Annotated in this window: 15 protein-coding genes; 12 read left to right on the forward strand and 3 right to left on the reverse strand. The window is 69.6% G+C overall.

All coding sequences use genetic code 11. The features are described 5' to 3' along the window. The first annotated feature begins 9 nt into the window (after positions 1–9). From CFB81_RS31250 to ligD, 7 genes are all read left to right on the forward strand, one after another. Positions 10–1,443, forward strand: coding sequence for an RNA polymerase factor sigma-54 (locus tag CFB81_RS31250; protein ID WP_069619088.1), 1,434 nt, complete (start codon positions 10–12; stop codon positions 1,441–1,443). A 71-nt stretch (positions 1,444–1,514) separates the two neighbouring features. Next, entirely contained in the window at positions 1,515–1,703 is a 189-nt protein-coding gene (locus tag CFB81_RS31255) for a DUF3008 family protein (protein WP_006498333.1), read from the forward strand. Between the two features lie 46 nt (positions 1,704–1,749). Then, positions 1,750–1,911 (forward strand): DUF1328 family protein, encoded by a 162-nt coding sequence (locus CFB81_RS31260; protein ID WP_006498332.1) that lies wholly within the window; start codon positions 1,750–1,752, stop codon positions 1,909–1,911. Beyond that, positions 1,908–2,294: a DUF3022 domain-containing protein gene (locus tag CFB81_RS31265; RefSeq protein WP_069619087.1), complete on the forward strand. Its 387-nt coding sequence runs from the start codon at positions 1,908–1,910 to the stop codon at positions 2,292–2,294. Before CFB81_RS31260 ends, CFB81_RS31265 begins: the two co-directional genes overlap by 4 nt. A gap of 126 nt (positions 2,295–2,420) precedes the next feature. Continuing rightward, positions 2,421–4,526, forward strand: coding sequence for a catalase HPII (gene katE, locus CFB81_RS31270; RefSeq protein ID WP_089437723.1), 2,106 nt, complete (start codon positions 2,421–2,423; stop codon positions 4,524–4,526). Between the two features lie 112 nt (positions 4,527–4,638). Then, entirely contained in the window at positions 4,639–5,655 is a 1,017-nt protein-coding gene (locus CFB81_RS31275; protein WP_089437724.1) for a Ku protein, read from the forward strand. A gap of 45 nt (positions 5,656–5,700) precedes the next feature. Continuing rightward, a complete protein-coding gene (gene ligD, locus CFB81_RS31280) occupies positions 5,701–8,478 on the forward strand; it encodes a DNA ligase D (RefSeq protein ID WP_089437725.1) in 2,778 nt (925 codons plus the stop codon). A 4-nt stretch (positions 8,479–8,482) separates the two neighbouring features. Here ligD and CFB81_RS31285 read toward each other — a convergent pair whose 3' ends face one another. Beyond that, positions 8,483–9,805 carry a cation:proton antiporter gene (locus tag CFB81_RS31285; RefSeq protein ID WP_089437726.1) on the reverse strand — a complete coding sequence of 441 codons (1,323 nt, stop codon included), beginning with the start codon at positions 9,803–9,805 and terminating at the stop codon, positions 8,483–8,485. 43 nt (positions 9,806–9,848) lie between these two features. Continuing rightward, on the reverse strand, positions 9,849–10,205 hold the full coding sequence (locus CFB81_RS31290; protein WP_069619082.1) for a DUF3175 domain-containing protein: 357 nt from the start codon (positions 10,203–10,205) through the stop codon (positions 9,849–9,851). 157 nt (positions 10,206–10,362) lie between these two features. Here CFB81_RS31290 and CFB81_RS31295 point away from each other — a divergent pair, with 157 nt between their 5' ends. The 5 genes from CFB81_RS31295 to CFB81_RS31315 all read left to right on the forward strand — a co-directional run bounded on the left by CFB81_RS31295 (position 10,363) and on the right by CFB81_RS31315 (position 12,960). After that, complete coding sequence (locus CFB81_RS31295) at positions 10,363–10,812, forward strand: hypothetical protein (protein ID WP_089437727.1); 450 nt, start codon at positions 10,363–10,365, stop codon at positions 10,810–10,812. Between the two features lie 85 nt (positions 10,813–10,897). Continuing rightward, positions 10,898–11,263, forward strand: a complete 366-nt coding sequence (locus CFB81_RS31300; protein ID WP_089438147.1) for a DUF3022 domain-containing protein — start codon at positions 10,898–10,900, stop codon at positions 11,261–11,263. Between the two features lie 271 nt (positions 11,264–11,534). Next, a complete protein-coding gene (locus CFB81_RS31305) occupies positions 11,535–12,083 on the forward strand; it encodes a type 1 glutamine amidotransferase domain-containing protein (protein ID WP_089437728.1) in 549 nt (182 codons plus the stop codon). A gap of 4 nt (positions 12,084–12,087) precedes the next feature. Beyond that, the gene (locus CFB81_RS31310; RefSeq protein ID WP_069617005.1) at positions 12,088–12,417 is read left to right on the forward strand and encodes a DUF1488 domain-containing protein; all 330 of its coding nucleotides are present in this window, start codon (positions 12,088–12,090) and stop codon (positions 12,415–12,417) included. 315 nt (positions 12,418–12,732) lie between these two features. Next, a complete protein-coding gene (locus CFB81_RS31315; RefSeq protein ID WP_069617004.1) occupies positions 12,733–12,960 on the forward strand; it encodes a hypothetical protein in 228 nt (75 codons plus the stop codon). Between the two features lie 22 nt (positions 12,961–12,982). On the opposite strand, the gene CFB81_RS31320 is transcribed toward CFB81_RS31315, so the two are convergent. Next, the gene (locus tag CFB81_RS31320) at positions 12,983–14,233 is read right to left on the reverse strand and encodes a phosphatidylserine decarboxylase family protein (RefSeq protein ID WP_089437729.1); all 1,251 of its coding nucleotides are present in this window, start codon (positions 14,231–14,233) and stop codon (positions 12,983–12,985) included. Positions 14,234–14,502 lie beyond the last annotated feature (269 nt).

Genomic DNA, 14,502 nt, shown 5'->3' on the forward strand with positions numbered 1-14,502 from the left:
AGGCTTTCGATGCCCGTCTCGCTTGCGCTGCAGATGCGACAGCATCTGGCACTTACGCCGAGGCTCCAGCAGTCGCTCCGGCTGCTTCAGTTGTCCTCGCTCGAGTTTCAACAGGAATTGCGCCAGGCGCTCGACATGAACCCGTTTCTGGAAGACGGCCAGGGCGACGACGAAACCGCTGCGCCGACCGCCGAGCAGCCGCCCGAGGCGGCCGCGCCCGACGCGGCGCCCGAGCGCGACGACATCCGTCCGCCGGACGGCGAGGTGCCGTTTACGGCCGCGCCCGCGCCGCGCGGCACGAGCCGTCAGGGCGACGACGCCGATGGCTTGTCGCCGGGCGAATGGATGGCCGCCGAGCCGTCGCTGCATCAGCAGCTGCACGATGCGCTGCGGCTCTATCCGCTCAACAAGCGCGACCGCGAAGCCGCGCGCCTCGTGATCGATGCGCTGGACGACGACGGCTATCTGCGTCAGGAACTGCCCGAACTGCTGGTTGCCGCCGATCCGGCCTTGCTGCTGTCGGAGCAGGATCTGGCGGTCGCGCTGCGGCTCGTGCAGATGCTCGACCGGCCGGGCATCGCCGCCCGCTCGTTGTCCGAGTGCCTGGTGCTGCAGCTCGACGCGATTCCGGCCGGCACGCCGGCGCTCGCGGAAGCGAAGGCGATCGCACGCGAGCATCTGGAGCGGCTCGCGCGCCGCGAGACGGCCGAGATCCAGCGGCGCCTCGGCTGCAACCCGCAGACGCTGCAGGCGGCTTGCGCGCTGGTGCGCGGGCTCGATCCGCGCCCCGGCAATCACTACGGCAGCACGCGCGGCGACTACGTGGTGCCCGACGTGATCGTGCGCCAGGTGCGCGACGAGTGGATCGTGACGATCAATCCGGCCGTGCTGCCGCGCGCCCGCTTGCACGAGCGCTATGCGACGCTGTTCGCGCAGTCGAGCGGCGAACGCGATTCGCCGCTCGGCCAGCAACTGCAGGAAGCGCGCTGGCTGATCCGCAACGTGCAGAAGCGCTTCGACACGATTCAGCGCGTGGGCGAATGCATCGTCGCGCGCCAGCGCGATTTCTTCCGCTACGGCGAGATCGCGATGAAGCCGCTCGTGCTGCGCGACATCGCGGAAGAGCTCGACCTGCACGAATCGACCGTGTCGCGCGCCACCGGCAACAAGTACATGGCCACGCCGCACGGCACCTTCGAGTTCAAGCATTTCTTCCCGCGCAAGCTCGAGGCGGCGGGCAAGGGCGTGTGTTCGGCGTCGGCCGCGAAGGTGCTGATTCGCGACATGATCGCGGCCGAGCGGCATACCGACCCGCTGTCCGACGTCGCGCTCGCGGAGAACCTCGCGGGCCGCGGCATTCTTCTTGCGCGTCGAACGGTGACCAAGTATCGCCAGGCGATGAAGATTCCGCCGGCCGACCTGCGGCGTCGCGACGCCGCGTGACGGCCTCATTGTTCCAACCCGCGCGTGCCGCGCGTTGCGTCGGCTCGCGCGCCAACGAGAGGAGCGCAACCATGCCAGCCAAATCCCAGGCTCAGCAGCGCGCCGCCGGGGCCGCGCTGTCGGCCAAGCGCGGCGACACGAAAATGAAGGACCTGAAGCCGCCGTCGAAATCGATGGCCAAGTCGATGAGCGAGAAAGAGCTCGAGAAAATGGCTTCGACGCCCACGCACGGCAAACCGAAACACAAGCACGATGCGTGATCGGCGCCGACGTTTAGTGACGACCGCTGTCATCCAGGAGGGTTCCATGCTTCGATACGCCATCATCTTCTTCGTCATCGCGATCATTGCCGCCGTGTTCGGCTTCGGCGGCATCGCGGCCGGTGCGGCCGAGATCGCGAAGATCCTGTTCTACATCTTCGTCGTGATCTTCCTGGTCACGCTGCTGCTGGGGGTCGTGCGCCGATGACGGTCACGCCCGACCGGTCGCAGCGCGTCGCGGAACTCGAGCACGCGTTCGCGATCGGTTTTCCGTCGCAGTCGACCGTCGTCGTGCACGCGGACGACGCGTCCGGGCGGCTGACGATCCACGTGTCGTGGGTGCGCGTGCCGTCCGAGGAGGACGCGCGCGAATGGCGCTGCACGGTCGACATGCGGTTCGACGCGGACGTGATCGAACGCTACGCGACGCTCGACGCGGCCGACCGGCTGCGCGTGCGCACGCAGCTGTGCGACCGCGCGCGGCGCGCGGTGGACGAGCACAAGCCGCGCGTCGAGGACACCGCGATCGAATGCAACGTCGCGCTCGACGTGACGGCCGCGGAATTCGACGCTGCGCTGCGCGCGCCCTGACGCCGCCGCCGGCCCGGGGCCGTTCGCGGCGCGCCGGGCCGGCTTTCCGTGCCGTCCGCACGCGCGCGCCGCGGCGCGTCGCCGTGCGGCAGCGGCTTCTACCGAATCCCACGAGGACTCCAGACGATGACGAATCCCCCATCCGCCGGCAAGACGCCCCCGACTCAACCGCACGACAGCGCGAAGTCGCGCCAGCTCGACGAGCACCGTGCGCGGCCCGACGGCGAGGCGCTGCGTACCAACCAGGGCGTGCGGATCGCCGACAACCAGAACACGCTGCGCGGCGGCGCGCGCGGCCCGTCGCTGCTCGAAGACTTCATCATGCGCGAGAAGATCACGCATTTCGATCACGAGCGCATTCCGGAGCGGGTGGTGCATGCGCGCGGCTCGGCCGCGCATGGCGTGTTCCGCGTGTACGAACCGATGGCCGACTACACGAAGGCCGCGTTCCTGCAGGACCCGGCCGCCGAAACGCCGGTATACGTCCGCTTCTCGACCGTGCAGGGGCCGCGCGGGTCGTCCGACACCGTGCGCGACGTGCGCGGCTTCGCGGTGAAGTTCTATACCCAGGAAGGCAACTACGACCTCGTCGGCAACAACATGCCGGTGTTCTTCATCCAGGACGCGATCAAGTTTCCCGACTTCGTCCATGCGGTGAAGCCCGAGGCGCCGAACGAGATGCCGACCGGCGCGTCCGCGCACGACACGTTCTGGGATTTCGTGTCGCTGGTGCCGGAAACCACGCACATGGTGCTGTGGCTGATGTCGGACCGCGCGCTGCCGGCAAGCTATCGCGCGATGGACGGCTTCGGCGTGCATACGTTCCGCTTCGTGAACGCGGCCGGCGTCGAGCGTTTCGTCAAATTCCACTGGCGGCCCGTGAGCGGTGCGTATTCGCTGCTGTGGGACGAGGCGCAGCGGATCGCCGGCCATGACCCCGATTTCAACCGGCGCGATCTGTGGACGGCGATCGAGCGCGGCGACTATCCGGAGTTCGAACTCGGCGTGCAGATGATCGACCCGGCCGACGCGGACAAATTCGACTTCGACCTGCTGGATCCGACCAAGCTCGTACCGGAAGAACAGGTGCCGGTGCGGCCGATCGGCCGGATGACGCTGAACCGCAACCCCGACAACTTCTTCGCGGAGACCGAGCAGGTCGCGTTTCACCCGGGCCACGTGGTGCCGGGCATCGATTTCACGAACGACCCGCTGCTGCAGGGGCGGCTGTTCTCGTACACCGACACGCAGCTGAGCCGGCTCGGCGGCCCGAATTTCCACGAGATCCCGATCAACCGGCCGGTGTGCCCGTTCGCGAACAACCAGCGCGACGCGATGCACCGGCAGACGATCAACGTCGGGCAGGCGTCGTACGAGCCGAATTCGACGAGCGGCGGCTGGCCGCGCGAGACGCCGCCCGCGCCGTCCGGCGGCGGGTTCGAGACCGTGCCCGAGCCGCTCGAAGGCCACAAGGTGCGCATTCGCAGCGAATCGTTCGCCGACCATTTCTCGCAGGCCGCGCTGTTCTACCAGAGCATGACCGACATCGAGCAGCGGCATATCCGCGACGCGTACTGCTTCGAGCTCGGCAAGGTGACGCAGCCGCACATTCGCGAGCGCGTGGTCAACGAGATCATCGCGCGCTTCGACGCGGGGCTCGCCGCGCAAGTCGCCGAACGGCTCGGGCTGCCCGCGCCGCAGGCGGCCGCGACGCCGGTCGTCGCGCAGCGCTCGCCCGCGCTGAGCCTGATCGGCCGCGCGAAGCCCGGCATCCGCTCGCGCAAGATCGCGCTGATCGCGACGCCTGGCGTGAACCCGGTGCTGCTCGAGCAGGTGCGCGACGCGCTGCAGGCCGCGCACGCGGTGCCGACGATCGTCGCGCCGACGCTCGCGCCGATCGGCGGCATCGTGCCGGAGGCGACACTCGTCGGTATGCCGTCGGTGATGTTCGACGCGGTGTTCGTGTGCGGCGGCGACGGCGATGGCCGCGATCTCGCGCATAGCGCCGACGCCCGCCATTTCGTGCGCGAGGCGTTCAAGCACCTGAAGCCGATCGCGGCCGTCGGCTCCGGTCGGCAACTGCTCAGCGCCGCGCACCTGCCCGATCCGGCCGAAGGCGTGTGCGTCGGGCAGGCCGTCGATCTCGACGCGGTGCTGAATTCGCTGTCGAATCACCTCGGCCAGCATCGCGTGTGGGCGCGCGAACAGCAGGCGGCGGAGTTGCCTGCTTAAGGCCGAAAGCGGCCCAAAACGGCCCAAAGCGGCCGACAGCCGCCGACGGCGGCTTGCGCCGTACCGCGCGCCTGCCTTCGGGCGGGCGCGCATTCGGCAAGGAGGAACACGCATGGCACCGCGGATGATATGGAAAGGCGCGATCAGCTTCGGGCTCGTGCACGTGCCCGTGCAGCTGTTTCCGGCGACGCGCACCGTGAAGCCGTCGTTCCGGATGCTCGACAAGCGCTCGATGGACCCGATCGGCTATCGGCAGATCAACAAGCGCACCGGCAAGGAGGTCACGCGCGAGGACATCGTGCGCGGCTACGAGTACGAAAAGGAGCGCTACGTCGTGCTCACCGACGACGAAATCCGCGCGGCGAATCCGGAATCGACGCAGACCGTCGACATCCTGACCTTCGTCGACGAGGACGCCGTGTCGTTTCTCTATCTCGACACGCCGTACTACCTGGTGCCGGACCGCAAGGGCGAGAAGGTCTATGCGCTGCTGCGCGACGCGCTGAAGGACAGCGGCAAGATCGGCATCGCGCTCGTGGTGATGCGCGACCGCCAGCATCTGGGCGCGCTGATTCCGGTGGGGCCGATACTCGCGCTCGATACGCTGCGCTGGCAGGAAGAACTGCGGCCGCTCGACGAACTGTCGGTGCCGGCCGCCGACGCGAAGGGCGCGGGCGTCACCGCGCGCGAACTCGGGATGGCGAAGAAGCTGATCGACGACATGTCCGGCACCTGGACGCCCGACGAATATCACGACACGTTTCGCGACGACATCCTCGAACTGGTCGAGCGCAAGGTGCGCGCCGGCAAGATCGAGGAGATCGAGGATCGGCCCGCGCAGACCGGCCGCGCTGCGAGCAACGTCGTCGATCTCACCGAGCTGCTGAAGCGCAGCCTGAAGGGCGGCGCCGGTGCGCGGGCGGCGGATCTGCGTGGAGCGCGCGACGAAGGCGAGGGCGAGGCGTCGTCGTCCCCATCTCGCAGCGGCGCGCGTCGCAAGCCGCCATCGACATCCGCATCGAAAGGCACGGCGGCGAAAACCGCGGCGAAGAAGACCGCCGCGAAACGCGGCGCGGCGAGCGACCATGCGACGAAAAAGACCGCCGCGCGCCGCAAGCACGCGGCGTGATGCGGATCACGCCGACTCCGGTTCCGATTCAGACGAGGTGACGCGATGGCCGGCAAGCTCGATCCGTATCGCCGCAAGCGCCATTTCGGCGCGACGCCCGAGCCCGAAGGGGCGCACGGCAAGCGGCGCACGAAGGCCGATGCGAAAGCAGGCGCGAAGCCCGCCGCGCGCGAACGCCATCCGCTGCGCTTCGTGATCCAGGAGCACCATGCGCGCCGGCTGCACTACGACTTCCGGCTCGAACTCGACGGCACGCTGAAGTCGTGGGCCGTGCCGAAGGGGCCGAGCTTCGATCCGCGGGTGAAGCGGCTCGCGGTGCACGTCGAGGACCATCCGCTCGAATACGCGTCGTTCGAAGGCGAGATTCCGGCCGGGCATTACGGTGCGGGGTCGGTCGTCGTCTGGGACGAGGGGACCTGGACGCCCGACGGCGGTGTTGCGCAGGCACGCGAAGGCTATCGGGCCGGCAAGCTGACGTTCCGGCTCGACGGCGAGAAGCTGCACGGCGGCTGGGCGCTCGTGCGCAGCGGGCGGCAGGCAGGGCGCCAGGAGCAGTGGCTCCTGATCAAGGAGCGCGACGACGACGCCCGCAGCGCCGATGAATTCGACGTCGTCGGCGAGCGGCCGGGGAGCGTGCACGACGGCGCATCCGACGGCGCCGCGCGCAGGCATGCGGCGCGGCGCGGCCGATCGACCGGTGACGCCGGCGATGGACACGACGCGCGACACGAAAGTGACGCAAGCCGCGACAGCCCGCGCCCTGCCGATCCGTCGCAGGTCGAAGGCGCGGTGCGTGCGCCGCTGCCCGAGCGCGTCGCGCCGCAACTCGCGACGCTGGTCGATGCGCCGCCGACCCAGGGCGGCTGGTGCTACGAACTGAAGTTCGACGGCTATCGGATTCTCGCGCGCATTGCAGGGAAGGGCGCACGCCGGCGCGTCACGCTGATGACGCGCGAAGGCCGCGACTGGACCGCGAAGCTGCGCGCGCAGCGCGACGCGCTCGCGGCGCTCGACGTCGACGACGCATGGCTCGACGGCGAGGCCGTCGTGCTCGGCGAAAACGGGCTGCCCGATTTCCAGGCGTTGCAGAACGCGTTCGGCACGGACCGCTCCGACACGGTCACCTTCTTCGTATTCGATCTGCCTTATCTCGACGGATACGACCTGCGCGACGCGCCGCTCACCGCCCGTCGCGCACTGCTCGAACCGCTGCTCGCGAACAGCGATCCGGCGCGCGTGCGCTTTTCGCCCGATCTCGGCGAGGACGTCGCGTCGCTGATCGCGAGCGCGTGCGACACCGGCCTCGAAGGGCTGATCGGCAAGCGGGCGGAGTCGCGCTATCGCGCAGGCCGTTCGCCTGCGTGGATCAAGCTCAAATGCCGGCGCCGGCAGGAGTTCGTGATCGGCGGCTTTACGGAGCCGTCGGGCAGCCGGCACGGCTTCGGCGCGCTGCTGCTCGGCGTGCACGAGCCGGCGCCGGCCGGCAAACGGCGGCGCGGGCCGGCGCCGCTGCGCTACGTCGGCCGCGTCGGCACCGGCTTCGACGCGCGGATGCTCGACCGTCTCGCCGCGATCCTGCGCAAGCACGAACGCGACACGATGCCGTTCGATGCGCCGCCGCGCGAGCGCACGCGCACGCGCGTGCACTGGGTTGAGCCGACGCTCGTCGCCGAATGCGAATTCGCGGAATGGACCGGCGACGGGATCGTGCGGCAGGCCGCATTCATCGCACTGCGCGACGACAAGCCGGCGGAGCAGATCGTCCGCGAGAGGCCGAAACACACGGAAACGGAGGTGACGATGGATCAACGCGAAACCACCCACGACGACAAACCCAAGCGCGCATCGTCGGCCGCTCACGCAACCGCCGATCGCACGCACCGATCACGTGCTCGCACGGTCGCCCGCGCGGAAGGCGACGCGTCCGGCCCCGACACGCTGGGCCGCGTGCGGATCACGCATCCCGAGCGCGTGGTCGACCCGCAAAGCGGCACGCGCAAGATCGACCTCGCGCGTTACTGGCAGTGGGTTGCGCCGTGGCTGCTGGCCGATCTGAAAGGCCGGCCCGTGTCGCTCGTGCGCGCGCCGGGCGACATCGCCGGCGAGCTGTTCTTCCAAAAGCACGCGGAACGCCGCGAGATTCCGTTCGTCACGCAGCACGAAGGGCTCGATCCGGGCCACGGGCCGCTGCTGTCGATCGACAGCGTCGATGCGCTGCTGGGCGCCGCGCAGATGGGCACGGTCGAACTGCACACGTGGAACGCGCACGCGTCGAACATCGAGCGGCCGGACCGCATCGTGTTCGACCTCGATCCCGACCCGGCGCTGCCGTGGCGCACGATGATCGACGCCGCGCAACTTGTGCGCGGGCTGCTCGACGAGCTCGGGCTCGTGTCGTTCTGCAAGACGAGCGGCGGCAAGGGGCTGCACGTCGTCGTGCCACTCACGCGGCATGCGGGCTGGGACGACGTGAAGGACTTTTCGCGTGCGGTCGCGCAGCACGTCGCCGGCACGCTGCCCGACCGTTTCACCGCGACGATGGGGCCGCGCCACCGGCGCGGCAAGATCTTCGTCGACTATCTGCGCAACGGGCGCGGCGCGAGCACGATCGCCGCGTATTCGGTGCGCGCGCGGCCCGGCATGGGTGTGTCGGTGCCGCTCGACTGGGACGAGGTACCCGGCACGACGGGCGGCGCGCAATGGACGATCGATACGCTGCACGCGCGGCTGGACATGCTGAAGCGCGACCCGTGGGAAGGCTATGCGAGCACGCGCCAGCGCATCACCGCGGCGATGCGGGCGCGGCTCGGTGTCGACGCGTGAAGCGTCAGCGCCGATGCTGCTGCAGCCGGTAATACCAGTTCATCAGCGGCGTCGCGGAGATCCCGTGCGCGACCACCGACGCGGATACCACGGCCAGCACCGGCGCCGCGAGCGGGCGCACCACCTCGGACGGCCCGTGCTCGAGCGCGAACAGCAGGTAGTAGAACGAGCCGATCCCGCGGATGCCGAACCACGCCATCAGCCGCCGCTGCGCATGCGTCGCGCGCGAGCCGGTGAGCGTGAGCAGCACCGCCAGCGGACGCACGGCGACGAACAGCGCGGCGGCCAGCGCGATGGCGCCCCATGTGATCAGCGGGCCGGGCAGCGTCGACAGTACGCTGCCGATCATCGTCATCACGATCGCTTCGGCGATCCGTTCGAGCTCGATCGTGAAGCCCAGCACCGATTCGGCCATGAACGCATGTGCCTTGTCCGGATGCTTCTCGGTGGCGACCACGTCTTCCGAATCGATCTGGCCGATCACTTCGCGCGGCGGCCGGTCGCCGCTCGCGCGATGCTCGACGCGCCGCATCGCGACGCCGGCCGCGAACGTCGCGATGAAGCCGAACGTGTGCGCGAGCTGCGCGGCGCCGAACGACAGCACGATCAGCGCGAGCGCGAAGAAGCCTTCGAGGCCGAGCGCCTGCGCGTGCCGCGTGCGCAGCCAGCCGATCATCTTCGTCGTGACCCAGCCGAGCCCGCCGCCGATCGCGGCCGCGCCCGCGATGCCCCACAGCGCGACGAGCGCGAACGTGCCGGACAGCGGCGGGATGCCGTGCGTCGCGCCCGGCGTGCCGCACAGCGCGAGCCCCGCGAGCGCGAACGGCAGCGCGATGCCGTCGTTCATCCCGCCTTCGCCGGACAACGCGAAGCGCACCAGGTCGCGATCGCCGGGATCGTGCACCTGCACGTCGTGCGCGAGCACCGGGTCGGTCGGCGCGAGGATCGCCGCGAGCAGCAGCGCGGGGCCCCAGCCGAGGTCCAGCGCGAGCACCGCGCATGCGGCGAGCAGCGGCACGGTGACGATCATCGCGAGCAGCCCGAGACGGCACGGCACGAGCCACAGTTTGTCGGACAGCGGCACGCGCAGCCGCAGCCCGATCGCGAACAGCGACACGAGCAGCGCGACTTCGACGATCTCGCGCAGCAGTGGCCCGTCGCGTTCGAGGTCGAGATGCAGCAGGCCGGCGCCGGCCGGGCCCAGCGCGACGCCGAGCACCAGATAGATCATGGCCGAGCTACAGGGAAGGTGGCGCAGCGCGGATGTCACGACGCCCATACTGAGCAGCACCGCGCCGATGATCAGGTACCAGAGGGTTTCGTGCATGCGTGGGAATCACGGCGGACGGGGATGAGCGGCGCGCCAGCCGTCAGGGCTTGCGCCCGAAGGCTTCGCGCAGTTTCCGCTTCGCGCGTTCGAGCGTCGTACGGCGCGTCTTCGGCAGGTTGCGGCCCGCGCGGTTCACGTAGAAGTTCAGCATCGACATCGCCGACTGGAACGGCGACGCCTTGCGGCGGCGGCTGTGTTCGGCCGAGTGCTTCAGCGACGCGGCGATCGCGGCCGGATCGTCGGATTTGAAGATGTCGGGCTCGATGTCGAGCGCATCGCTTTTTTGCGTGACTTCGCCGGACCAGCGTTTGCGGTGGGCCGGGTCGGCGCTGCGCGCGCGGCCCGGGCGGCGCGTGTGGCGCTTGCCGTGCGCGTGGGAAGCGGAAGCGGAAGGCATAAGGCAGGGCTCCGTATGGGGTGACAGAAGGGTCGTGCGCAGAGAGGCGCCGCAAATCGCGTGCCGCGTCGCGACCGTGGCCGGGGACGGCATGGGCCTTGCTGAAGGATCGGAGCAGGAATTTCCATCACGCGATCACCCATAGGGAGAAAACGCCATGAAGTCAGCATTCGAATCGAAGTTTGTCGCGCGGCGCGTGCTGGCCTGCGCGGCCGTCGCGATCGTCGCGGCCGCGCCGGCCGCGTGGGCGCAGAACTCGCAGCGCTCGGACGAGGGCACCGGTGCGCCGAATCCGTCGATGGACATGTCGACGCCGGGCACGAATGGCAATACGGCCGCGCCGCCTCCGCCGGCGGGCACGCAACGGCATGGCGCGAAGCACGGGATGCGTTCGCACAGCGGGGCGGCAGGCCACGTGAAGCCGGGCGGCGGCCCGAACGGCGCCGGCCAGGGCGGTAGCGGCGCCGCGGGCGGCGGGGTCGGCGGCGGCTCGGGCGGGGCCGGCGGAACGAGCGGGTCGGGCGCCGGCAACGGCGGTTCGGCGGGCTCGACGGGCACGGGCGGCGGCGGGGCCGGCGGCACGGGCGGCGGTTCCAGCGGTTATTGACGGTGTCGTGCCGGCGCGGCCGGCACGGCGCGATGGCGGCGCGGTTTCCCCGGGCGGGCGCGCCGCCACCACGCAGGAGGACATCATGCAATCGAATTCCCGGATTTTCCTGGAGCAGGACGAGATCGACGGCGATGCAAGCGACGTGGACGATCTCGACACGACGGTCCATGTGGACGTCGAAACGGGCAGGGTCATGTTCCACGCGGCGTGGGCGAACGCCGTCGAGGCGCCGCCCGAGGCGGCCCGGCACTCCGTCGTGCTCGCGCTCGAATGCTCGACGATGGAACGCTACGCGGATCTCGACGAAGGCGCGCGGATGCGTGTGCACGCGATGCTGCACGACGCCGTGCAGCAGACGCTCGAGCAATTGCCCGATACCGGCGAACACCTGACGCTGACGGTCGAGCTGACCGACGCGATGCTCGACGCCGCGCGTCATCTGCAGTAATCGCGCCGGATCGGCGGACGGGGTCGCCACGGCGTCGCATTACATCCTGTTGAAATCTTTGCAGCCGGGCGCGCGGCGACGTACAGCGACCGATCCCGCCATTCGCGGGTGGCCGCCATCGATCGCGGGTCGTTCCCCCGTTGTCCCGCGCGACGCGCGGAACGGCGAGGCCGACGGGCGAAGGCTCCCGCGGCGGAACGGCGATTGCTGCGTGACGGGCAACGGCACGACGTGTGCCACCCCATCCCTATCCCCATCCACGGAGGCATTCATGAGCGGCAGGCTGGATCATTGCAAGGTAGCGATTCTCGCGGTCGACGGCTTCGAGGAAGCCGAGCTGGTCGAACCGCAGCGCGCGCTCGCGGCAGAAGGCGCGCAGGTGGACGTGATTTCGCAGAAGCGCGGCGAGATCCAGGGTTTCCGGCACGTCGACAAGGGCGAGCGCGTGAAGGTCGACCGCACGTTCGACGATGCGCGCGAAGGCGATTACGACGCGGTCGTGCTGCCGGGCGGCGTCATCAACGGCGATGCGATCCGGATGGTGCCGGCCGCGCGCGAATTCGTGACGGCGGCCGTCGGCGCCGGCAAGCCGATCGCGGCGATCTGCCATGGCGGCTGGCTGCTGGTGTCGGCCGGGCTCGTCGAGGGCAAGACGATGACGAGCTGGCCGAGCCTGCAGGACGACATCCGTCACGCGGGCGGCAAGTGGGTCGACGAGGAAGTCGTGCGCGACGGCAACCTGATCACGAGCCGCAAGCCGGCCGATCTGCCCGCGTTCAACGGCGCGCTGGTCGAGCGTCTCGCGGCGCGGAGGGTATGAGCCGATGCCGGCAGATTCCCCACGCTCCGTGACGCTGACCGACGAACCGCCGACGTTCGACGGCGCGGCGCTGCAGTTGCGCTTCGTCGTCGACGTGGACGGGGCGCCGCAGGCCTGCGCGATTACGGTGGAGGCGCTGGAAGATCATTTTGGCGCGCACTCCGCGCTGGAGGCCGACCTGCGCGACGCGTTCGAGCGCGGCCGTGCGCGTATCGAAGCCGCGTGCGCGGACGTGCTGGCGAGCGGCAACCACGACGTGGTGCTGCACAGCGGGTATTTCCGTGCGCCGGGCGGGCGTGCGCGAGCGGGGTTGTTTCGCTCGCGGGAGCCCTGAGCGGGGTCGCATTCCGCCACGCGCGCGGCCCGCAACCGGCCTGCGTCAGGCGGGTTTCATCGGAGGTATCCGGCGCCCGCCGTTGCCGCCCGGTTGCTTGCCGTTACCCATTACATGCCGTTGAAAACTTTGCAGCGGCTCGAACGCGCCGTGCGGTGCCAGATCGCGCGGCGCGGGCGTCGCACGACCACCGGTTGAATGCCCACTGTTGGCACGGTCCCTGCATGCCCGTAACGTCGCCGGCGCACGCTTCGCGCCGGCTGCCGATGCGACGCCGGTGTCGCGTCGCGCGTCGCCGCCAACGGGGAAACGAGCATGCTGACCGCCCATGAATTTGCCGCGCTGTTCCTGGCGCATCACGCACCGGAACAGATCCAGATCGACCGCGACGACGTTGTCGCGCTTGTCGAGCAACAGTTGATCGTGCTGCAGCACGACGACGCATCGGGCGCACACCGCCCGGCACTGACCGCCGACGGACTGTCGGTCCTGCGCTGCGTGCAGCGGCACGACGGGGCCCGGTTCGACACCACGGAAGCGTGACGCACCGGGCCGCACGCGACGCTCACCGTGCGATCGCGACGGGCGCATTGACCTGCACGACGGGCGGCTGGCCTTCGAACGGCGGCGCGTACAGGAAGCGATCGATCACGCCGGCCTCGAAGAGCAGACAGTAGGTCGAGCCGCCGAACTGGAAATAGCCGATCTCGTCGCCCTTGTCGACGCGCTGCCCCGGCATGACGTTGATCACGCACGACGACACGTCGCCCATCCCGACGAACACGGCGGCCACCGTGCCGATGCCGGGATCGTCGCTCGAGATCGCGACCACCGCGCGCGCGGCGACCGCCGTCATGTAGCCCTGCGAGTCGTTGAGCCCGGCCGGGTCCGGGCCTTCCGCTTCGGCGACCGAGTAATAGGCGCCGTCTACGCGATACGCGTGGGTGACCACGCCGCGCACCGGCGCATGCCAGCGATGGTAGTTGTACGCGCTGAGGTAGGCCTGGTAGACGTCGCCGCCGACGAATCGCTCGGCGAGCGACAGCCACGCGGGCGTGAAGAGGTCGCGCAGCGAGTACGGCTGCGCCTTGATCCAGAAGTTGTCGCGCAGCTTCACGTTCGTTTCGGTGTGATACGGCGAGGCCTCGCACGCGCTGACGATCACGTGCGGATCGTCGGGCGCCGCGACGGGACGCGCGCCGTCGCGAAAGCGCCGCGTGAAGAAGTCGTTCCACGAATCGAAGCCCCAGTGCGGCTGGTCTTCGCGATACTGGAACTGCGACAGCCCGAGGCGCTTGCGCGCTTCGTCGCAGAACCAGCCGTCGGGCGGCGACGTGTCGAGATGCGCACGCGAATGCGGGCCGCCGAGGAAGTCGCACCATGCGTTCAATACGCGCTTCAACTGCGTATTGACGGCCGCGTCGCGAAACACCGCGTGGCCCGACGGCATGCACATCGGCCAGTCGAAGAACGCGTTCAGCGGGCACACGATCAGGCTTTCCTCGCTGAACGGCGGCGTGTAGGTCATCAGATGGTCGAGCACGGTCATCAGCTCGCCGATCGATGTGTAGCCGAGCCGGTATCCCGATTCGAGCGCTTCGTCGATCGCGCGCGTCAGGCTCATGCGCAGCACCGCGTTGTCGTCGAACAGCCGCGCGAGTTCCTGCACGGCCGGCGTGCGCAGGCGCTCGCCGGCATGCGCGCGTGCTTCGTTCGCGATTTTTTCGCGGAACGCGGCCATGTGCGCTTCCTCGCTGGCCATCCATCCGCCGAGGCGGCGGCGTGTGGCGGGCGGCGCGTTGCGATTCGTCGGCATCGTCTCCTCCGAAATGGTTAGGGGGCGAAGCGATGGAGCAAGACGCTTGCCCGGCGCGCGGCACCGAAATTGCTGCGCGTGGGCGACCGTTTTTTTCAATGACTCAGGAGAGAAATATGGCTACGGCTTCGAATGCACGACAGACGAACGATGCGGAATCGACGGACGGGCGTCGCCGCAGCGGGCAGCGAACCGTGACGCCGACGCGTGTGCGAGCACGACCGCATGCGGCGGCGCCGCGCGACGGCGCGCGGCGCGGCGAGCGCGGT

Source organism: Burkholderia sp. AU28863, assembly GCF_002223195.1.
In the GTDB taxonomy this organism is placed as follows: domain Bacteria; phylum Pseudomonadota; class Gammaproteobacteria; order Burkholderiales; family Burkholderiaceae; genus Burkholderia; species Burkholderia sola.